Consider the following 20,876-nt stretch of genomic DNA (forward strand, 5'->3'; position numbering starts at 1 on the left):
TCAACGGCAGCTGCTATATAATTGACTGACGGATTAGTCAATGAAACTTTTGCCATAGGGGCGACGGTACAAAACACGGGAGGCGAGACACGAATGGCCACTCAGAAGAAACTCACACGCGCGGAACAGAAGGCGTTGCGGCCCATCCAGATCCTGGATGCCGCCTTCGAGGAATTCGTCAGAAACGGATTCGCCGGCGCCCGAGTCGACGACATCGCAGACAGGGTCGGCGTCACCAAGGGCACGGTCTACGTCTACTTCGAGACGAAGGAAAAGCTCTTCGAAGCCATGATCAGTCACTTCTCGGTCCCCTTTCAGGAACTGCTTGAAATCACCGCTGGCCTCAGCGGCAGCGCCACCGACAGGCTGATGTCCATTCTCGGTCTACTTTACGACCAAATCGCGGAGGATCGCACAACCCGCGAATTGACGCGGCTGGTCATTTCGGAAGGACAGCGGTTCCCCGACCTGATCGATCGCCACCACGATGAATTCATAGCGCCGATTATCGCCAGGATCGACGCTCTCATCCTGGAAGGCGTTGCATCAGGGGAATTTCGCGAAATTCCCGTCGAATTCTCCGACCTCGTCGTCGCGCCGATTCTGACGACGACGGTTCTGCGGCTGATCTTCGACGATCGCCGCGTGCCGACGCCCAGCAAGGACGCCTTCATGCGGGCCTATTTCGACCTGCTGTTCAACGGGCTGCTTGCCGAACGTCGCTGATTGCGGATGACGAAAATATCAACGCAAGCACATAGCTTTTTTAAAGTCTTTATGTGAAAACATCGAGTTAGCTTATGCTTCGAAGGTACGATCTGAATTCCTGGCGGAAAAAGTGGAACGTAAAGTCAATCTCAAGGATGTCGCACGCGATGCCGAAGTGTCGCTGAGCACGGCCTCGCACGCCCTGAACGGAACTGCGCCGCTGACGATCGAGGTGCGAGAAAGAGTTCTGGATTCGGCAAAACGTCTCGGTTATCTCGACCGCCGGAGAAAGAAGGCGACGATCGCCGCCTTGCACGTTCTACTTCTCGCCATACCTGACGATGCCGCGCCGGAGAGCGATCTCAATCTGGTGAGCTGGACGATTCTCAACGGTCTTCGCAGGGAATGCGAGCGCCGCGGCATCCGCATCGTGCCCTACGTCAGCAGCGGCCGGCGCATCGACGGCGCCGAGGTCAGGCAGATCGCGATATCAGAACGCGCTGATGGCATCGTGGTGCTGAATGACGATCAGCCCGAACTCATCCGCAGCCTCGCCTCGGCGGATATGCCCGTCGTCATCGTCAACGGCGAGGATCCCGCCATGCTGGTCGATACGGTGACACCTGAAAACCGCTTCGGCGCACGGCTCGGAATCGAGCACCTCCTGGCGCTTGGCCACCGCCGGATCCTGCATCTGACGTGGAAGGGCCGCACGACCATCCAGCGCCGGTATGACGGTTTTTCCGATGCCTATTTCGCCGCACAGCTTCCCGTGCCGGAGGATATGATCATCGAGGCGGAGGGATATGAGCCCCGGCATGGCGAAGCGGCCATCAACGCGCTGCTCCATCGTGACCCCACGCTGAAAGGCGCCACCGCCGTCTTCTGCGCGGCCGACAATCTGGCGCTCGGCTGCCTGAAGGCATTGGCCGATCGCGATATACGCGTTCCCGACGCAATATCCGTGCTCGGCTTCGACGACATCGTTCCCGGCGAGTTCAGCCGCCCGCCGCTGTCCACCGTTAGCGTGCCGACCGACCGTCTCGGCGCGGCAGCGCTCGCGCTCATCGAACAGCGGCTGATCGCCAATGATCCGCAGCGGCCGGCTCATCGCCTGGAACTCGGCTGTCATCTCGTCCTGCGCGGCAGCATCGCGCCGCCGCGCTGAATGGCCGGAAGAGCAGCTTCTCCAGCTTACTTCAGCGCAGGCGCTCGGCCCGCAGCCGCGTATCGCGCGGGCTCTCTCCAAAGGTGCTGCGGTAGATGATGGAGAACCTCCCCGCGTGCGCAAAACCCCATATCGCACAGATTTCGCGGACGGATTGCTGGTTGGTCGGATCCCGCAGTTGCTCGCGGGCCGCCTGCAGCCGGATCGTGCGGAGGTACCCTGCCGGCGACGTGCCCCTGAAGGCCTTGAAGCCCGTTTGCAATGCACGAAGGGAAACGCCGACACCGTCGGCCACCATCGTCATGGTGAGAGGTTCCGCGATATTGGCATGCATGTAGTCGATGGCCCGCCGGACGTGCCAGGGAGCAATCAGCGATACTTTCTGTTTTTCGAGATGATTGGAAAAACGATGCCGGCCAAATCGGATCACGAGGTGAGCGAGGGTTTCGCTGATCGCGGCGGCGGCAAGAGGCGAAGATAGCAGCGGACCGTCGCCGCGCACGCCCTGTACGATCGTCTGAAGCAGATTGCCGATAAGCTGGCCTGACTGCGTCGTGCGATCAAGGATGGGGTCGAGGTCGAACGACTCCGAGAGGGGCTTTTCCACCAGCGAGGCGAGCACCCTTTTCACAACCTTCCAGTCCAGGAAGAGGACGTCCGAACGATGCGGTCCCCCCTGGACCACACGATCGCCGGCTTCGTGGTTGTTGGCCATAAGCAGATGACCGGCGCCGCTTTCGACCGTTCTCTTCCCTATCGACAGTCGAAAAGATCCGGTGTGCGGCATGAAAAATGCGAGATGCTGCGGAGTCTCATCAAGCGTCCGGATTGTCCAGGAACTCTGATACACGGAGTGAAGCACCGTGAGCGCCTCGGTCCTTCTCAAATCCGCGGCCCAGGCGAATTTTCGGCCATTCTTCAATGGCTGTGCGGCGAAAGCCCCATAACCGGCCGAAAACGCCTGAACCATTGATTCGAAGCTGGCGCCTTCATGCGTGGGCTCAAAACCGTAACCATCATGCTCGGCAATGCAGGCCAATTTCTCCGCTCTTAATGAATCCATGCCGCTCGCTTCTTTTCCCCTGCCGCTTGAGACGTCATCGCAACTGGTCTGGCCAATCTTGATGCGTTAAGCAGGACTGCAAAACCACGGATGACTTCGTTGCAAAGCGTCCCACCCACCTGCTTCACACTTACAGTGTAAATCAATATGTTCGGAAAATGAAGTACGATCCGCTGGACCACGTCGCCCCACATTTTTTGCGAGACACGCAGCCCGCGAGAGTGGCCTCTCACAACGAACGCGACCTTTTGCGATTGATCTGGAAGTCGCCCGGCATCGAGCGATCCGATCTCACGGAACCGCTCGATCTCACCCAGCAATCACTGCACAGGATCGTCGGGCGACTTCACGATCGGGGGATGGTCGCCTTCGCCCAGTCGGAAAACCGGCGGGCCGGTCCGCCCAGCCCGGAGCTGACACTCCGGAAGGAGTGGTGTCTGACGCTCGGCATCTCCGTCAATGTCGGCTCGATCGGCCTTTGCCTCATGGGCTTCGGCGAACCGTTGGACAATATGGAAATTCCCCAGGCCGGCGCTTCCTTGCCTCTGGAGATGGACCGGATCGAAGCGGCGGTCGAAGATATCCTCGCCCGCCGCGGAGCCAAGCGAAGCGATATCCTCGGCGTCGGCCTGGCAGTCGCCGGCCATCGGATGCTGGAGACAGCTTTCAATTGCCCCCTGCCGCTGGCTCATTGGTCGCTGATCGACTTGGCGCCCGAGCTGGGACAGCGACTTGGCCTGCCGGTCTGGGCTGACAACGTCGCCAGGACCGCCGCCTTGGCTGAAGCGATTTTCGGCGTCGGCCGTGACGTCGCCGATTTTGCCTATATCGCCCATCTTCACGGTTATGGCGGCGGCCTGGTTTCCGGAGGCATGCCCTTTCGCGGCAGTTTCGGAAATGCCGGGGAATTCTCAGTTCTCTTCGGACGGCAGGATTACGACGATCGTCCCGCACTCAACCAATTGCTCGAACATCTTCGCGCCAAGGGGCGCGTGGGGCTGACGCTGAAGGACCTGAAGAACGAAAATCTGGTAGAGTGGGATGGTGTCGAGGAATGGATCGACCGCGTCACTCCGGCCCACAACAGAGCCATCAATGCGATCTGCGCGATCTTCGACCCGGCATTGATCGTGCTTGGCGGCGAGCTTCCACGTTCACTTGCTAGAATGCTGATCGAACGCACCGAATTCAACAATCTGCCTCGGCACGGCGCATTGCGCGACGTTCCGGGCTTGGCCGTGGCGAAGATCATCGACGCCCCCGGCGCGATCGGCGCGGCCTTGATCCCGCTATTCGAAACTGTTTTGTGATGACGGCTCAGGCGGCCAAGCCCCGCGCGACTTCCCCTATAGAGCGGCTCAGCTTTTCATGGAAGCGCTGAACCGTTCTAAGTTTTTGTTTTTACGCAATTTCGGACGGAAAACCGCTTCACACTTTTCCTGGAATTGCTCTGAAAGGACTGAAGCGCAGCGCAGGACCAGATGCGGTGCGCTTCAGCCGGCGCGATGAGATGGGAAGGCAGTCTTCAATGCTTGGGAGGTATCCTCATCTCGACCCCAATCAGGGCTGCGCGCTAGGATTCGTTCACTTCATTCCCGTACCGGCAATGCCTGTGGTGATGTATTTCTGCAGAAATAGGAAGACGACCGTGACGGGCAGCAGGCTGAGGAAGGTCATCGCCAGGATATAGTGCCACTGCACCGAGAACTCCCCCTGGAAGGCGTTCAGGCCGACTTGCAAGGTGAAATTCTCGCGGCTGTTGAGGACGATGAGCGGCCAGAGGAAATCGTTCCAGCGCCAGAGCACGGAAAAGATCGCCAGCACCGCAAGCGCCGGCGCCGTCAGCGGCAGGATGATCCGCCAGAAGATGCAGAATTCGCTCGCCGCATCGACGCGCGCCGCCTCGATCAGCTCGTCCGGTATGGTCAGCATATATTGCCGCAGCAGGAAAACGGCCGTCGGCGAGGCGACGGTTGGCAGGATAACACCCCAGAGATTGTCGGCGAGCCCGACTCCGACGATGACGAGATAGGCCGGGACCATGACGACGGCCAGCGGTATCATCAGCGTCGAGATGATGATGACGAACACAGTCGTGTCGCCCCGAAACTTGTATTTCGACAACGCAAAGGCAGCCATGGCGTTGACAACAAGCGTCAGCAGCGTCGCAACCACGGTGACGAAGACCGAGTTCTTCAGGAAGGTCAGGAAGTTGAAGCGCGTCAGCGGATCGGTGTAGTTCTCGGTGGCAACGGTCAGATGCTGCACCGGCGTGATCCCCTTCACGTCGACACCGACCGGTTGCCCCGGATTTGCGGGGTCGACCATTTGCGCCTTGAGACCGATGCGCCTGATCATGGCCATTTCACGCTGTTGGCCGTCAATCGTGACGTTCCAAATGCTGAGCGGCTTGTCGAATCCGGGCACGGTTTGTTCCACGGCGGCCCGGGGAAGCAGCGACGGCGGAAAGCGGGTGATCTCGGCCGCCGGCTTCAGCGAGGAGAGGCCTGCCCAGACGACGGGAATGAGCACGGCGAACGTTCCGCCGATCAGCCAGACCCATGACAAAATATCGGTGATATCGATGCGTCCGGCCCGACGTGTGCGTGTCATGAAGCGGATTGGGTTCATAGAGCTGTTCATCTCAGGACTCCATTCGCTTGCCGAGGCGCAGCTGTACGAGGGTGAGAACCAGAAGCACCAGACCCATGAGAACCGATGCGGCCGACGCAAGGCCGAAGAGGCGCAGATCGCTGCCGAAGGCCATCTGATAGATATATTGAACGATGAAGCTGTTGGCCGTGCCTGGGCCGCCGCCATTGGTCAGAACCCAGGCCTCGTCAAAGATCTGCACCGACTTGATCATCAGAAGGATGAACACGACAAGCAGGTTCGGGGCAAGAAGCGGAAGCGTGATCCTGAATAGCATGCGGCGCGGTGAAGCGGCATCGATCGACGCGGCCTCGTAGAGATCTTTCGGGATCGCCTGGAGGCCGGCGAGCAGGATCAGCGTGTAAAAGCCCATATGGAACCAGACCGACACGACGACGACGACGAAGCGCGACCAGCCGACATCGAGCAGGAAGATCTCCGGCGGCACGCCGAGCATCTGAAAGAAGGCGTTCAGCAGGCCGTTGCGATCGAGGAACCACTTCCAGATCAGTCCGATGACGACGGGCGACAGCAGAACCGGATAGAAGAACATCGCCCGGAAGAAGCCACGCGCAAAGATCGCCCGGTTGAGGATCAGCGCCGTGATCAGCGCTACCAGCAATGTGGCGACGACGTTGAAGGCCACGAACCAAAGGGTGTTCCACACCGCCGTCCAGAACAGCGATTCCTGGCAGGTTCCGGGCTGAAGATAATTGCCGCAGGAAAGCAGGGTGCGGAAATTGTCGAGACCGACGAACGGCCGTTCGGAGACGAAGAGATTGGTGCCGCCGGTGAAGGCGTAGCCGACGGCGATCGCGATGGGAAGGAACGTGAAGATTCCGAACAGGATGAGGTTCGGCGCCAGGAACAGCCATGGCATCCGCTTGCGGCCGAACAGACGCTCGATCGCATTCATCGGCGCCTCGACCACCCTCATCGCCGTTTCACCTGTCTGAGACAGCAGTGTACCGGCCGTGATCTCTGCCATGTCAGCGCCTCCCCTGCCCGGACTGTCTGCCAAAGGCCAGGCCGCTTTCGGGATCGAACAGATGAACACGGGCCGGATCGGCATCGATCATGATCCGGTCGCCCGAAACCGGCGCGAAATGGCCGGCTTCGTGGATGATGATCTGATCGTCCTGCCCGGCAAGATTGCCATAGACATAGGTCTCGGTCCCTAGCCCTTCGTGATACTGCACCACGAATGGCAGGCCCCGCTCGCTGGAGCGGGTGAAATGCGCGGGCCGGATACCGGCAACAACCGACTGATCGACCGCTATGCCGGCGGGATCGACATTGCTGACGATCGTGCCGCCATTGCCGACATCGACGACCACGCCGTTTTCGCCGACGCCCGAGACCTTGCCCTTGATGATGTTCATGCGCGGCGAACCGAGGAATCCCGCGACGAAGAGATTGCGCGGATGATCGAAGAGCTCCAGCGGTGCGCCGACCTGCTCGACCCGACCGGCGCGCAAAACGACGATCTTGTCGGCCATGGTCATGGCCTCGACCTGGTCGTGGGTGACGTAGATCATCGTCGTCTTGATGTCTCGATGGAGCTTGGTGATCTCGGCCCGGGTCTGGACGCGCAGCGCCGCGTCGAGGTTCGACAGCGGCTCGTCGAAGAGGAAGATGTCGGGCTCGCGCACGATCGCCCGGCCGATCGCCACACGCTGACGCTGGCCGCCCGAAAGCTGCTTCGGACGCCGGTCGAGATAGGGTTCGATCGCCAGCATCCTCGCGGCTTCGGCGATGCGCGCTTCGATTTCGGCGCGCTTGAACTTCAGGTTTTCCAGGCCGAAGGCGAGGTTCTTGCGTACGCTCATATGCGGATAGAGCGCATAGGACTGGAAGACCATCGCGATTTTGCGCTCGGCCGGCGACAGCGCGCTGACGTCGCGTCCGCCGATCGCAATTGCGCCTGATGTCACCTCCTCCAGGCCAGCGATGACGCGCAAAAGGGTCGACTTGCCGCACCCCGACGGACCGACGAAGACGACGAATTCGCCGTCCTTGATGTCGAGTTCGACGTCATGCAGGATTTTGACGGCGCCATACGACTTGTTGACGGTGGAAAGTTTCAGTTCTGCCATGCCCCACTCCCATCAGGTGCCGCCGTTTCGAAGACGACGTCGTTTTCGTTCCAGCCTTGCGGCAATGGTGTCGGCCTCGTGATCCGCACCTCTTTCATCAAGATCCCGGCGACATCGGCCACGTAGACGGCCGGCATCCCCCGGGGATAGTCCTGCAGGCCGATCACCCGCCCGTCCGAACCGCGGGTCCAGGCATTGGCACGCCCGCCGCCATCGGCCTTCGGCGCGAGGTCGGCATTCGTCGGGCGCAGATCGTAGGCCCGCCCCGTGCCGAGTTCTCCGGGCTGCTGGTCGACGGTGATACGGGCCAGCGACACGTTCCGGATGCCTGACGGCGCCGCAGCGATGATGGTGATCGCGCCTTCCATGCGGCCGGTCACATCCTCGACGATCAGGTTCTCGATGGCGCCTGCGGGGCGTTCGGCGATACGGTCGACGACATTGACGGTCAGCGCCTCCCCCGAGCCCCAGAAACCATCCGGCGTTTCACGGCACTCTACCGAAATTCTGGAAAACCTCACATTCGAGATCCGGCCGCCGTCGCGGGAGAATATGCCGAGCGCCCTGTTGGAAGACGAGACGCTGCAATCCTCGAACAGGACATTGGTAACGTCGCCATGCGTTTCCGTGCCGATCTTCAACGCACAGCTCAAGCTCTGAACGAAACAGCGGCGCACGAGAATGTTCTCGCACCGGCCGATGGCGACGCCCTCAGGACCGATGCTCGTCTTCAGGCATATGCCGTCGTCGGCCGTCGATATCGCGCAATCCTCGATGACGGCGCCGCGGCAGGCGTCGAGCACGATGCCGTCCGTATTGGGAAGGCGGCGGTCGTTTTCGATCGTCACATTGCGGACGGTGAGATCGGTGCAGTCGACGAAATGCAGCGTCCACATCGGCGAGCGGCTGATGGTGACGCAACTGATCTCGACCTCGTCGCAGCCTTCGAAGACGACGACGCGGGGACGGAATTCGGCCGGAATGAAAGTTCCCACCGTCTCATCATCGCCTGTGATGAAGCTTTCGCAGCCGGCTTCGATGCGTCCTTTTCCCGTCAGGCCGATGCGCCGCGCGTCCCGCGCGACGATCATGCCGCGATCCGACTTCTCGGCGATCACCGAAACCGTCGTATCCGCGTAAGCGGCATAATCTGGAACAGGACGTAGCACCGCGCCGGCGGCAAGGTGCAGATCGACGCCGGAGCGCAGCCGGAGGCCCCGGCAGATGTGGATGCCCGCCAGGAGCTCCAGGCGTCCGCCGCCGGAAGCAGAAAGGCCATCGATCGCCGCCTGCAGACGGTCGGTATTGTCGCTGTCGAGCGCCTCAATCGCGACAAGGGAGGGAGCGCTCATTGGCGGCGGCCGTTCTCAATCAGAACTTCGGTCAGCAGCAGCATGGTCAGCGCCTGGCCGTAAGGCGTCGGCAGGTTCGGGATGCGCCGGTAGAAATCGAGGTCATGGCCCATCGGCGTGCCGTCGGAAACGCCGTGGACGACGCCTTCGTCGTCGATCTGCGCCAGCACCGCCTTGAGCGCGCGCTCCGCATGGACCCTGTCGCTCTCGTCGAGAATGCCGGCATCGATGGCCCGCAACATGCCATAGGCAATGCCAGCCGTTGCCGAGGTTTCGAGCGGCGAGGACGGATCGTCCAGAAGCGTCGTGAACATGCCGTCCGGCCGCTGGTATGCCTTCAGGGAGCGCACCTGGCTGACGAGGACGTTCGACAGGAAACGCCGGTCCTTCTCGCCGAGCGTCGGAACGAGATCGAAGAGTTCGGGGATAGCGACCGTGATCCAGGCATTGCCGCGCGCCCAGAAGGCATTGGCGAAATTGTGCCGGCCGTTGAAGGTCCAGCCATGATACCAGAGACCGCTCACCGGATCGGAGAGATAGCGGGTGTGGAGCACGAACTGATAGACGGCTTCGTCAATCCAGTCTTTGCGTTCGCAGAGCACGCCCGCCTGGGCAAGGAAGAGGCAGGCCATGAACAGCGTATCGTCCCACAATTCGCCGTCGTTGACGCGCTCCTTGCAGACGTGCTGGAAGCCGCCGTCCTCGGTCTTCGGCAGTTCCTTGATGAGCCAGTCGGCCCAGTCCTCGACGAGGGCGCGAAAATCGGGGCGATCGACATGCTGAACGAGGATTGCGAGCGGCAGCATCGGCGCCGTGCTGTTGATCTGGCGCGGCGGAATACCGCGTTCGATCTGGGCGCTGTACCAGGTGACGAGCTCGTGCAGCGCCTTCTGGTCGTTGGCGGAAATCGCACGGCGCAGGAATCCGTAAAGGCCGACGCCGACTTCCCAGTCCCATTCGTCGAACTGGATGCCGGAGGCGGCATTATCCGTCACGAGACCTTCCTTGATGCCCCGGAGCCGGCTGAAAGCCGTCGCCACGCGATCGATCGTCGTCAGGAGGGCGGCGTTGTCGACAGATGCTGTGTTCATGCTGGAGACCTATGTTTTAGCAGTAGAACGGCCCGTCAGTGCCGGCTTGGGACGCGGCGCTGTCGTGGGTGAGGATCGGATGCGGCTGTTCATGCGTGAACGGCCGGGGATTGCCGGCGATCGAAAGACCGTCGGCATAGGAAAGAGCGATCGCCGGGGCGCCCGGCGGCGTCAGGGAAAGGCGCCGAAGCGTCGGATCGAAGGACACCGCCGTCTGGCACAGGCGCTCGATGAAGGCTTTGAAAGCATCGTCATTGCCGGATGCTACGATGGCCGCCCAACCGCAGAGCGATCCATGCGAGCGCGCCTCGCGGCCGGCGGTCGGGCCGTCCGTGATCAGCTCCAGGCCATTCGAGCCCCAGAGAGCGGCAAATCCCCTGCCCGACCGGGCGATCAGCCATTTGTCTTCGACGATCAGATCGTCGAGCCCGTCTCGGCCGATATAGGCGTGCGTCCAGGCATGCCGTGCATCGCCCGTGTCCTCGATCAAAAGGGCGACGTCGCGATGCTGGGCGACACGCGGCAGGATGCCGTTGCCGGCCCAATAGGACGGCCGTTGATTGCCCCACGGATCGTCTTCGCCGGGATGGTTGACCCAGAGCCTCGCCATCGGATGGCCGGCGAGCCGGATATCGAGAACGTGCTGCTGATGCCCCTTCCGGCCGGTCTTGTGATCGACCACGGTCGAAAGCTGCGCGGCCTCGTTCTTGAAGAGCACGAGCTTTCCGCTCTCCAGCCCCTGACTGTAGCGGGCCTCGACGCTTCTCCCCCGCGAAAGCGAAGCAAGCTCGGCGAGATCGGCCGGCGGCTCATAGTCACCGGCGCAGAACATGGTCAGCGCCGCCACGCCATTGTTGAGCCAGCCCGTGCCAAAGGCGACCTGGGCGAAGGGCGCAAGTTCGGTCAGCGGGCCGGCGCGCAGTTCCTTGTCGTAGGCGCGCCCCTGCGATCCGGCCGGAACGCCGGCAAGCGTATGAAGGGCGATCATGCGGAAGATGAGATCGATCTGGCCCCGGGCACGATCGGCGATCCCGCTCTCCGCCCAGCGCTCCAGCGCCATTAGGCCGATGAAATCGATCGGGTAATAGGCGGCCGAGTTCCACTCCGCCAGACCATGGGCTTCGACGCTGTCGAACCAGCGCCCGAGGCGCTCGGTGGCAAGTTCCGCCTGCTGCCGTCCCGTCCGCCCCGAGGCTGAGAACACTTCGCCGGGCAAAAGAAGTCCGGCCAAAAGCTGGCTGGTATGGAAGCAGAGCACATGGTTCTCGCTCCAGAACCACATCGCGTCATTGCCCGGCTCGTCGACCCAGTAGCGATAGGAGAGGACGGAATGGCGGATGCGCTCGACCGTGGCCTTGGGCATGCGGTCGCCATAGGCGCCGAGCAGCCACAGGAGCGGCACCATGATGAAATCGGAGCAATCCTCGCGCTGATCGATGGAGGCGAGCGTCGCATCGACGATGCGGTCGAAGCTCTCCTGGTCGTCGTAGCCGGTTTCCATCATGGCAATCAGGCGGCCGGCGCGATTGGCGCCGAAGCGAGCGCTGTATTCCAACGCCTGCCGCTTGCGGGCGGAAAGCGATGCCTCTGCCGGCAATGGCGAAATGCTGCCCATGAAGGCGGCGTCGATGACGCGGGTGACCGAGCCCGGCCCGGAGCCGATCGTCATGTGGATGCCGTGATAACCGTCCGCAATGGCGCAGACATCGTCTGCCGTCAGCCGGTTCCGGCCGGCGTGCAGGGTCAGTTTCGCATGGGCAAGAACCGGTCGTTCGTGACCATGGCCGACCACTTTGAGCTCCACCGGCAGGTCGCGCTCCGGCGCCGTATCGAAGATGATCTCCAGCGGCTCTCTGACGAAGACGTCGCGCGCCGGGCGCACGCCTCGCGAAAGCGCTTCCAGCTCCCTCACCTCATCCTGATCGAGCGATACCGGCAGCAGCACGCAGAGCGGCTCCTCGTCCAGCATTTCGAGCTCGAAGAACCACGTCGTATCGCGTTCGGCGAGATCTTCGGTATGGACGAGAATCTCGTTGTCACCGGCGTCCAGCCGCAGCGCTATCTCGGTTGCGCTCTCGCTATTGCGCTTGAAGGGTTCGAAGCGCACCGCTTCCTGGCCGTTGACCCAGATGCGGACACCGCCGCAGGTCTTGAGCGCGAGATTAAGCGTGCGCGGCGCTTCCGTCCTGAACGTGCCCTTCAGCCATCGCCTGACATGTGTGGGCACATGCCAGAAGCTGGTGAATTCGACACGGCGGTTCGAGCCGGGAAGATAGAGGCTTTCGGTCGACCATGAGGTGTCGGGAGCAAGCTCGCGCCCGACCATTGTCGACCAGAAGGCCTTGCGGCACGGCAGGTCGCCGACATCGACGAAACCGTTGATGAAACGATAGTTGACGCGATCTTCGGCCGGGGCCGGCTCGCCGGGAAAATAGCGCTCGATGAGGGCAGAAACGGCCCACGCCGTGATCGTCTGCCCCTCGGCCACGCTGTAGGCTGGCGCCATGTTGTCCGGCTGCTTGATGCTTTCCGTTTCCACAGATCGCCTCCTCCGCAATCTTATGAAAATATTTTCATTACGTGATTTTTGCGCGTTATTTCTGAAAATTGCTCAAAAACATCGCTATTCGCTTAGAAAATAGCTTGACGGCATGAATGTCAAGTATATGAAATTCACTTATCGATGGCTGAGGCCGCGATTGATGAAAATGTTTTCATGGGAGGATGAAAATGAAAACCTATCTCTCAGGGGCTTTCGCACTGGCGCTGGCCACCGTTTCTTTCGCCTGGTCCAGCGTGGCCATGGCCGAAACCCAGACGATCACCTTTCTCTTCACCGACGACGACCAGGCTTATGTCGAGCGGATGGAAGCGCTGAGCAAGGAATTCGAGACGGCGCATCCCGACATCAAGGTGAACTTCGTCTCCTCGGGTTATGATGCCGTTGCCAAGCAGCTGCCGGTGCAGCTTGCCATTGGCGAAGGTCCTGACGTCGCCAAGATCACCGACTGGCAGCTGGCGCCCTACTATCTCGACATGCGGCCGCTGATGAAGGATCCCGACGGTTTTGCCAAGCTGCACGGCGACAGCCTGAACACGCTTCGTTTCCCCGGCGTCAACGATCCGAATTCCATTAACGGCTACGTCGCCTCGCAGACCTTCAACCTGCCCTTCGTCAACAAGACGCTGTTCGAACAGGCCAAGGAACCGCTTCCGAAGCCGACCGCCACGCTGAAGGACATCGTCGAAGCCTCGGCGCGCGTCGCCAAGGCGACCGGCGCCCAGATCCCGTTCACGATGGACCGCTCAGGCCACCGCTTCTCCGGCGCGGCCTTCTCCTACGGCTCCAACTACGTCAAGGATGGCAAGTTCTCCTTCCCCGACGATGCCGCCAAGCGCTACATCACCGATCTCTACAACTGGTCGAAGGACGGCTCTTTCCCGAAGGAAATGTGGGGTGCGGCCGGCGGAACCCAGTACAAGAACATGGGTGACGAGTTCGTCAACGGCAATGTCGTGACCTACCTCGCCGGCAACTGGATGGTCAATCCGTTCCAGAAGAAGATCGGCGACGCCTTCGACTGGACGGCGATCAGTGCGCCATGCGGCGATGCGGGATGCTATGCGATGCCCGGCGGCACCGCAATCGTCGGCTTCAAGCGCACCAAGTACCCGCAAGCGGTGGCCTCCTTCATCGAGTTCCTCGGCTCTGAAAAAGTCCAGCGTGAAATCGCCGAAAACTACGTCATCCTGACCGGCGCCGACATCAAGGATCCGCAGTACAAGCTCGAGAGCCAGAACGCCAAGGACGCCATGGCCGTCTTCCTCGCGGCCCGCAACAGCGCGCCGAAGGCAGCCCGCGACCTCGAACGCCTCAAGGGCTCGTCCGCCATCTATCAGCTCATTGTCCAGCGGATGAGCCAGCTGATCGTCGGCGAGCTTTCCCTCGAAGACACCTTCAAGGCGATGAGCGCCGACGTCGACAAGGTCAACGTGGCGCTCGCCGCCAACAAGTAACCGGCCGCGCCTGTCTCCCACAGATTGCGCGCTGCATCAGCCACGGCCTCGCAACAGGCCGTGGCTGATCGTTTTTTAGCCCCCGTCTACGCCGCGATAATCCGCAGCGCGATGGTCGGAACGGCCCTTCCTGTCGCAAGGTCGGCCGGCGGCCTGGTGCAACTGCGCCGCGGCAGATCGGCGCGGATGGAACGGATGGTTCTTTGGCGTCGTGACACGCGCGTCGCGAGCGGCTATAGGCGTTGTCGGCCTGCGCGGCGCGCCGGCGTCAGGCTCAACTTACTGAAGCCGGCAAACCGGCGGCAGTCCAGCCCATTGAGGTGCATCTCCATGCCACTCGGCTCCGAGCATCCGCTGCGAAGGGAACTTCACAACGAGCTCCATGCGCGCCCGTCACTTTATTTCGATGGCGACACCGATGTCTGGCACGTCGCCATCGTCGGCGAGAACGGCCCTCCTTCGCTGCCCGGTTCCCTGCCAGGATTGGAAGACGTCACCACGACCGGCGAGGGCAACCACGGCATCGGCCGCGTCGGCGACGGCCGGCTGAAATGGGAAGCCCATACCGAGTTCCTCACGCTCACCTTCGTCGTGCCGGCATCGGCCGAACCCGGCAGCAAGCCGCCGGAAGCCTTCCGGGCCTGCTGCAGCCAGATTGGCGGAAAGGTCATAGCGGCCGTGCGCGTGCTGGTGCGCGACGAAAAGGACGGGCGCATCCTGGAAAAACCCAAGCTCGACTATGTCGCTTCGCGGGTCGGCGGCGGCGACGCCGAGGTGCATTCGAACTTTCGACTGACCGATAGCGGCTTCCTCGAGTTCCTGTTCTTCAACCGCAACCTCAACGCCTATCGCACCGGCCGCATGGTCCGGCGTTTCCTGGAAATCGAGACATATCGGATGATGGCGCTGCTGGCGTTGCCGATGGCGCGCGAGACCGTGTCGAAGCTTTCCGCCTTTGACCAGCGCCTCGATCTCCTGATCGTCCACATGCAAAGCGCCGTCAAAGTCGATAAGGCGCTGCTGTCCGAGGTGACGAGGCTCTCCTCCGATGTGCTCAACTTCTCGGCCCTCGCGCGCCACCGCTTCGGCGCGACGAAAGCCTATGCCGAGATCGTGGCGAGCAGGCTGTCGGAGCTTCGAGAAGAGCGGGTCGAGCAAAGACAAAGGCTCGGCACCTTCATCGACCGGCGCTTCCAGCCGGCTGTCCGCTCGGTCTATGCGGCAGAACGGCGCCTCGACGAACTGGCCGAACGAGTCAGCCTGGCCGGAGACCTGCTCAGAACCACCGTGCAGGTTCAGCTCGAAGATCAAAACGCCTCACTGCTGACCTCAATGGAAGAGCGGGCGCGCATCCAGGTGCATATCCAGCAGGCAGTCGAAGGCTTCTCCGTCATCGCCATCACCTACTACACTATCGGCCTGGCGAAGATCTGCCTCGAAAGCATCTCCGCCTTGGGTGTCGATCCGCACGTGACGAAACTCGCCGTTCTCGGAGCCATCCCGTTGGTTCTCTTCGCCGTCTGGACCGCGGTCCGCCACGTTCGCCGAAGCATCGCCGGCGCGCCGCACAGTCCGGCGGCCGGAGGCCATTGACGCGACCGCCGCCCTTTGAAGGCGGCGGCGTTCTCTTGGCTGCGTTAGCAGGACGTTACGACGCCATCGCGTAGTATCGCTGGTCCGATGCCCGGCCGTTGCCCGTCTTGAAGCGCCGCAGCAGCTCGGCGAGGCTATCGGTTTCCTGGGTCAGGCTCTGGGCGGCGGCCGTGGTTTCCTCGACCATCGCGGCGTTCTGCTGCGTGACCTTGTCCATCTGGTCGCCGGCGGCCGAGACCTCGCGCAGGCTGGCCGCCTGCTCGCGGGCGGCGACGGCGATCTCGGCGACGGTCGCGTTCATGGCCGTGACCTGCTCGACGATCTGTTCGAGCGAGAGACCGGATTCACCCACCAGCTCAACGCCGGTCTTGACCTGTGCCGAGGAGGTGGAAATCAGTTCCTTGATCTCCCGTGCCGCATTGGCCGAGCGCTGAGCGAGTTCGCGCACTTCCTGGGCGACGACGGCGAAGCCCTTGCCGGCCTCGCCGGCACGCGCCGCCTCGACACCGGCATTCAGCGCCAGCAGGTTGGTCTGGAAGGCGATCTCGTCGATGACACTGATGATGTTGCCGATCTTGGACGAGGAGTTCTGGATTTCCGTCATCGCGGCGATGGCTCGCGAGACAATCTCGCCGCCCTTTTCGGCATTGGTGCGGGCCGTGGCCACCACGGCCTGGGCGCGGCTGGCGCCCTCCGCCGTTCCGTTGACGCCGCGGGTGACGTCGCCCAGCGCCGCGACAGTTTCCTCAAGCGAAGCCGCCTGCTGCTCGGTACGGCGGGCGAGATCGTTGGAGGCGGTCGAGATTTCCGCAAGGCCGGAGCGGATGGTCGTGACCGCACGGATGACGGAGTCGATCGCTTCCTCGAGACTTGCGACCGAGCTGTTGAAGTGATCGCGGATCCTGACGTAACGATGGTCGACTTCGCCGACGCGCACGGAGAGATCACCCTTCGAGAGCGCATCGAGACCGAGCGAGATTTGGCGGAAGGCATGCTCCATCACCTGCGCGTCGGAAAGCCGCTCGGCTTCCTGGCGCAGCCGCTCTTCTTCGGCGGCAAGGCGGGCGCGCTCGGCATTGGCTTCGGCGATCAGCTTGGCGCGTCCGGTTTCCTGGAAAACCTTCAGCGAGCGCGCCATGGCGCCGAGTTCGTGCCGGTGCTCGACGCCGGTGATGACGATGGCGTCGTCGCCGCGGGCAAGCTGCTCCATGGAATGCGCCATGCCGCGCACCGCCGAGGAAATCAGCCGGCCGACGAAATAGGAGAGCACCAGGCCGATGACGATCAGCAGACCGCTGATGACGAGCGTCGTGCTGGTCGCAGAAGCAACCGTTGCTTCCACCGAACCGTCGAGCGTCTTCTGCGCGCCGGTCACCGTCGCCTGCAGATCCCGGAACTCCCCAGCGATCTTAGGTGCGAGCACATTAAGCTGGGTCTGCCGGATATTGCCGGAGGCCTGCAGCACCTCCTTCATGTCGCCGAGGCGGGCAGTGTAGTTCTGCATCAGCTGGCCGGCGCCCATCAGGCGCTTCTTCTGCAGCTCGTTCTTGGCAGCCTTGGCGGCGGCATCATTGAGCGCCACCGCTTCGGCAAGTGCTGTCTGCGCCGTATCGTAAGCGGCGAAATCGTCGGAATGCACGAAGCGTTCGGAGAAATAGAGGCTGCGGTTCAGGGCTTCCAGCGTCTCGGCCGTCATGTGCAGAAGGGCGACGTCGTTCTGGCGCCAGGCGCTGCGCATGACATCGTTGAGCGCGATGCTGGTCCAGGGGCCGAATTCGGTGACCTTGGAGATCAGCAGGTCGCGGCGGGCCTGGAGCGAGACGATCTGCTCGAAAGCCTTGCCATAGGCGGCGATATCCTGGCGGATCGTCGCCAGGCCAGACTGCAGGTCCTTGTTGCCGGCAAAGCGCGGATCGTCCGCTTCGAAGGCTTTGACGCCGGCGCGGAAGCTGTCGACCACGGCCTGGGTCGGCGTGGTGCGGAAGGCTTCGGCCGACATCTGGATCTCGTGCAGCTGGTCACTGTAGTCCGAGATGGCGAGGCTCTGGCCGGCCGTGGCGCGATAGGAGGCGAAGATCGAGGAGAGCCCGTTCATGCCCGAGATCGCGCTGACAGTCAGCAGGCTCATCAGCAAGATCAACGGCACGAAGCCGGAAGTGATCTGCGCGCGAATGCCGAATTTATTCCAGAAATGCAACATCATAGGCCTCTTATGCTCACTGGCTCTTCGGCAGGTATTTGGAGATGTTCTCAGGCGTGACGAGTTCGAAGGGAACGTTGTTTTCGCGCGGCACCTTCTCCTTGTTGACGAGCTTCACAGCGGCGTCGACCGCCGCGGCACCCTGTCCGGCAGCGCTCTGGAGAATGGTCACGTCGAGATCGCCGGCCACCATCGCGGCTAGCGCATCGTCGGTCGCGTCGACGCCGGCGACGACGACATCCTTCATCGGCATGCCGGCCTTCTTCATGGCGCGGATCGCGCCGAGCGCCATCTCGTCATTGTTGGCGATAACGGCGTCGAACTTGACGCCGGCCGCAAGCCACTCCTGCATCTGCTGGTCGGCATAATCGCGCGACCAGTAGGCGGCCTGCCGCTCGACGATCTCCAGGCCCTTGCAGTCGGGCGTGGCGATGACATCCGAGATATCCTGCGTGCGGGCACGAGCCGCGGCGTGGAAAGGCTCGCCCATCAGCACGACGACGCGGCCCTTGCCCTTGAGCAGCGCACAAACCTGCTTCGTCTCCAGCGTTCCGGATTCCTTTTCGTTGGAGGCGACCACGACCTGATTTTCGGGAAGATCAAGCAGGTTGGAAGGTACGTTGTTGATGTAAACCAGCGGGATGCCGGCATCCGCCGCCATCTTGGTCATCTGCGGCCCGAGATCGCCATCGGAGACCGCCAGGATGATGGCGTCGACCTTGTCGGCGATAAGCTTCTGAACCTGCTTCTTCTGAAGCTCGTTGTCGCCCTTGGCGTTCTCGGTAACCAGCTTGAGGCCGGAGACCGTCTGCCCGTGGGCGACGACGCCATTGAGAAGCGCCGTCCTGAATTTGTCGAGATCGGACATCGAAACGCCGATCGTCTGAGCATTGGCGACAGAGACCGACATCGCCAAGGCGATGGATGCAAGCGTGGCCGTTTTCATGAATTCCCCTGCGCAATTCGGATGGAAGCGCGTTATTTCAAATTTTGGTTAAATTTTACTTTTCGCGCCGGAAGCGAGAAGTAACGCGGGGAGGCCGCCAAGCGGCTGGATTTGGATTGGATCAAGTCGATTTGATGCAAAGGCATCAAATCATCCTTTTCAATATTACCGCCCGCCGAAGCCGGAGCCGACGCTGATGCCTTTGTAGATCACCCTCTGCAGCACGATGGCGAGGATGACCCCCGGCACCATGGAAATAGTGGCGCCCGCCATGATGTAGTTCCAGGCGGTGCCCTGCTGCGTCTGAAACAGGGTGAGCCCGAGCGGCAGCGTGGCCTTTTCGAGCCCGCTGGTGGCGATCAGCGGCCACAGGAAGCTTTTCCACTGCGCGATGAAAGTAAAGAGCGACAGCAGGCCGATAGCCGGCATGGCGAGCGGCACGATGACGGTGACCAGGATGCGCAGGCGCGAGGCTCCATCCATCATCGCCGCCTCGTCGAGGTCCTTGGGAATGCCGAGGATGAACTGCCGCAGCAGGAAGGTGCCGAAGGAGGAGAAGGCGACCGGCAGGATCATGCCGTGATAGGTGTTGATCCAACCGAGCTTGCTGACCAGAAGGAAGAGCGGAATGACCAGCATCACCTGCGGGATCATCAGCGTGCTGAGATAGGTGAGCAGCAGCCCCTCACGGCCGGGGAACCTCAGACGGGCGAAAGTATAGGCCGACAGGCAGGAGACCACGATGACGATCGCGGTCACGCCGCAGGCGACGACGAAGGAGTTCAGCAGGAAGGTGCCGAAGGGCAGCGACACCAGTGCCTCGACGAAATTGCCCCACTGATATTCCTCGGGCAGGATATGGACCGGCACGGCCAGCACTTCGGTATTGGAGCGCACCGCATTCGACACCATCCAGAAGAAGGGAAAGAGGAAGAGCAGCGCGATCAGCGACAGTCCGGCGTAGCTGACGAAGGTGCCGATCCGCCGCAGGATGCGATGCCGGTTCCGGGACTGGGAATGCGGATGCCGTGAGGCCGGGTCAGTCGTCATAATGCACCCATTTGCGCTGCATGTGGAACTGCAGGATGGTGAGCGCCATGATCATGACGAACATCACCCAGGCGAGCGCCGACGCGTAACCCATCTGGAAATTGGTGAAGCCCTTCTGATAGATGGCGAAGCCGAGGGTCGCCGTCGCCGAGCCGGGACCGCCGCGCGTCATGGCGAAGATCTCGTCGAAGACCTGCAGCGAGGTAATGGCCGTCATGACGGTGGCGAAGAAGACCGTCGGTGAGATGAGCGGCAGGCGGATGCGCCAGAAGCGCCGCCAGGGACCGGCGCCGTCGATCATCGCCGCTTCGAGATAGTGCTTCGGCACCAGGTCGAGCGCGGCGTTGAACATCACGACGTTGTAGCCGACATTGGCCCAAAGCGTGACGAACACGACCGCCTGCATGGCCCAGCTCGAACTCAGCAGGAAATTCGGCAGGCCGAGGCCAAGCGAGCGGATGACGTTGTCGGCGAGCCCGTCCGGCGTGAAGATCAGCAGCCACACCACGGAGGCTGCGATCGTCGGGGTAAAGGTCGGCAGGAAGAAGATCACCCGAAAGATCGCCTTGCCGCGCTTGAGGCTCGATATCCAGACCGCGAGCGTCAGCGAAACGATGATATTCACGGCCAGATACTCGATGGCGAAGAACAGCGTATTGCCCAATATGGTGTAGAAGGCCGGATCGACGGTGAAGAGCTTGATGTAATTCTGAAAGCCGACGAAGGATGGCGTCGAGATCAGCTGCCAGTTGGTGAAGGAGAGCGCCAGCGACGCAACGATCGGCAGGGCCATGAAGATCATGAAGCCGAGGAAACTCGGCAGCAGGAACAGCATGGCCGTCTGCGTCTCGGGCTTCAGGAAGCGCCTGGGCTGACCGGGCTGCAGGGCAATTTCGGCAACGGCGCTTTCCGACATCTCTTCCTCCATGCGCGGCAGCTC

The 20,876-nt window shown here is 61.9% G+C and carries 16 protein-coding genes; 5 read left to right on the forward strand and 11 right to left on the reverse strand.

Going from position 1 to position 20,876, the window contains the following annotated elements:
* The first annotated feature begins 93 nt into the window (after nucleotides 1-93).
* On the forward strand, nucleotides 94-726 hold the full coding sequence (locus AMK02_RS26435) for a TetR/AcrR family transcriptional regulator (protein WP_064807588.1): 633 nt from the start codon (nucleotides 94-96) through the stop codon (nucleotides 724-726).
* 112 nt (nucleotides 727-838) lie between these two features.
* Nucleotides 839-1,876, forward strand: a complete 1,038-nt coding sequence (locus tag AMK02_RS26440) for a LacI family DNA-binding transcriptional regulator (RefSeq protein ID WP_064807590.1) — start codon at nucleotides 839-841, stop codon at nucleotides 1,874-1,876.
* 31 nt (nucleotides 1,877-1,907) lie between these two features.
* On the opposite strand, the gene AMK02_RS26445 is transcribed toward AMK02_RS26440, so the two are convergent.
* Nucleotides 1,908-2,939 (reverse strand): helix-turn-helix transcriptional regulator, encoded by a 1,032-nt coding sequence (locus tag AMK02_RS26445; protein ID WP_064807592.1) that lies wholly within the window; start codon nucleotides 2,937-2,939, stop codon nucleotides 1,908-1,910.
* Between the two features lie 158 nt (nucleotides 2,940-3,097).
* Here AMK02_RS26445 and AMK02_RS26450 point away from each other — a divergent pair, with 158 nt between their 5' ends.
* Entirely contained in the window at nucleotides 3,098-4,249 is a 1,152-nt protein-coding gene (locus AMK02_RS26450; RefSeq protein ID WP_064807594.1) for an ROK family transcriptional regulator, read from the forward strand.
* A 274-nt stretch (nucleotides 4,250-4,523) separates the two neighbouring features.
* On the opposite strand, the gene AMK02_RS26455 is transcribed toward AMK02_RS26450, so the two are convergent.
* Genes AMK02_RS26455 through AMK02_RS26480 form a run of 6 tightly spaced genes read right to left on the reverse strand, consistent with a single transcriptional unit; the run spans nucleotide 4,524 to nucleotide 12,669 of the window.
* Nucleotides 4,524-5,570: a carbohydrate ABC transporter permease gene (locus AMK02_RS26455; protein ID WP_189637043.1), complete on the reverse strand. Its 1,047-nt coding sequence runs from the start codon at nucleotides 5,568-5,570 to the stop codon at nucleotides 4,524-4,526.
* A gap of 13 nt (nucleotides 5,571-5,583) precedes the next feature.
* Nucleotides 5,584-6,579 (reverse strand): carbohydrate ABC transporter permease, encoded by a 996-nt coding sequence (locus AMK02_RS26460; RefSeq protein WP_064807598.1) that lies wholly within the window; start codon nucleotides 6,577-6,579, stop codon nucleotides 5,584-5,586.
* A gap of 1 nt (nucleotide 6,580) precedes the next feature.
* Entirely contained in the window at nucleotides 6,581-7,687 is a 1,107-nt protein-coding gene (locus tag AMK02_RS26465) for an ABC transporter ATP-binding protein (RefSeq protein WP_064807600.1), read from the reverse strand.
* A complete protein-coding gene (pglB, locus tag AMK02_RS26470; RefSeq protein ID WP_064807602.1) occupies nucleotides 7,675-9,039 on the reverse strand; it encodes a polygalacturonase PglB in 1,365 nt (454 codons plus the stop codon). Before pglB ends, AMK02_RS26465 begins: the two co-directional genes overlap by 13 nt.
* The gene (bglB, locus tag AMK02_RS26475; RefSeq protein WP_064807604.1) at nucleotides 9,036-10,130 is read right to left on the reverse strand and encodes a beta-galactosidase BglB; all 1,095 of its coding nucleotides are present in this window, start codon (nucleotides 10,128-10,130) and stop codon (nucleotides 9,036-9,038) included. Before bglB ends, pglB begins: the two co-directional genes overlap by 4 nt.
* A 16-nt stretch (nucleotides 10,131-10,146) precedes the next feature.
* Nucleotides 10,147-12,669, reverse strand: a complete 2,523-nt coding sequence (locus tag AMK02_RS26480) for a hypothetical protein (protein ID WP_064807605.1) — start codon at nucleotides 12,667-12,669, stop codon at nucleotides 10,147-10,149.
* Nucleotides 12,670-12,860: 191 nt separating this feature from the next.
* On the opposite strand from AMK02_RS26480, the gene AMK02_RS26485 reads away from it, so the two are divergent.
* Both AMK02_RS26485 and AMK02_RS26490 read left to right on the forward strand, forming a co-directional pair.
* On the forward strand, nucleotides 12,861-14,147 hold the full coding sequence (locus AMK02_RS26485; protein WP_064807607.1) for an ABC transporter substrate-binding protein: 1,287 nt from the start codon (nucleotides 12,861-12,863) through the stop codon (nucleotides 14,145-14,147).
* A gap of 330 nt (nucleotides 14,148-14,477) precedes the next feature.
* Entirely contained in the window at nucleotides 14,478-15,740 is a 1,263-nt protein-coding gene (locus AMK02_RS26490) for a DUF3422 domain-containing protein (protein ID WP_064807609.1), read from the forward strand.
* A gap of 55 nt (nucleotides 15,741-15,795) precedes the next feature.
* Here AMK02_RS26490 and AMK02_RS26495 read toward each other — a convergent pair whose 3' ends face one another.
* The 4 genes from AMK02_RS26495 to AMK02_RS26510 form a co-directional block, all read right to left on the reverse strand.
* Nucleotides 15,796-17,940 carry a methyl-accepting chemotaxis protein gene (locus AMK02_RS26495; protein ID WP_064807979.1) on the reverse strand — a complete coding sequence of 715 codons (2,145 nt, stop codon included), beginning with the start codon at nucleotides 17,938-17,940 and terminating at the stop codon, nucleotides 15,796-15,798.
* Between the two features lie 16 nt (nucleotides 17,941-17,956).
* A complete protein-coding gene (locus AMK02_RS26500) occupies nucleotides 17,957-18,886 on the reverse strand; it encodes a substrate-binding domain-containing protein (RefSeq protein ID WP_064807611.1) in 930 nt (309 codons plus the stop codon).
* A gap of 165 nt (nucleotides 18,887-19,051) precedes the next feature.
* Nucleotides 19,052-19,936, reverse strand: coding sequence for a carbohydrate ABC transporter permease (locus AMK02_RS26505; RefSeq protein ID WP_064807613.1), 885 nt, complete (start codon nucleotides 19,934-19,936; stop codon nucleotides 19,052-19,054).
* Nucleotides 19,926-20,852, reverse strand: coding sequence for a carbohydrate ABC transporter permease (locus AMK02_RS26510; protein WP_064807615.1), 927 nt, complete (start codon nucleotides 20,850-20,852; stop codon nucleotides 19,926-19,928). Before AMK02_RS26510 ends, AMK02_RS26505 begins: the two co-directional genes overlap by 11 nt.
* Nucleotides 20,853-20,876: the final 24 nt, after the last annotated feature.

The sequence above is a fragment of the Rhizobium sp. N731 genome (assembly GCF_001664145.1).
Taxonomy (GTDB): Bacteria; Pseudomonadota; Alphaproteobacteria; order Rhizobiales; family Rhizobiaceae; genus Rhizobium; species Rhizobium esperanzae.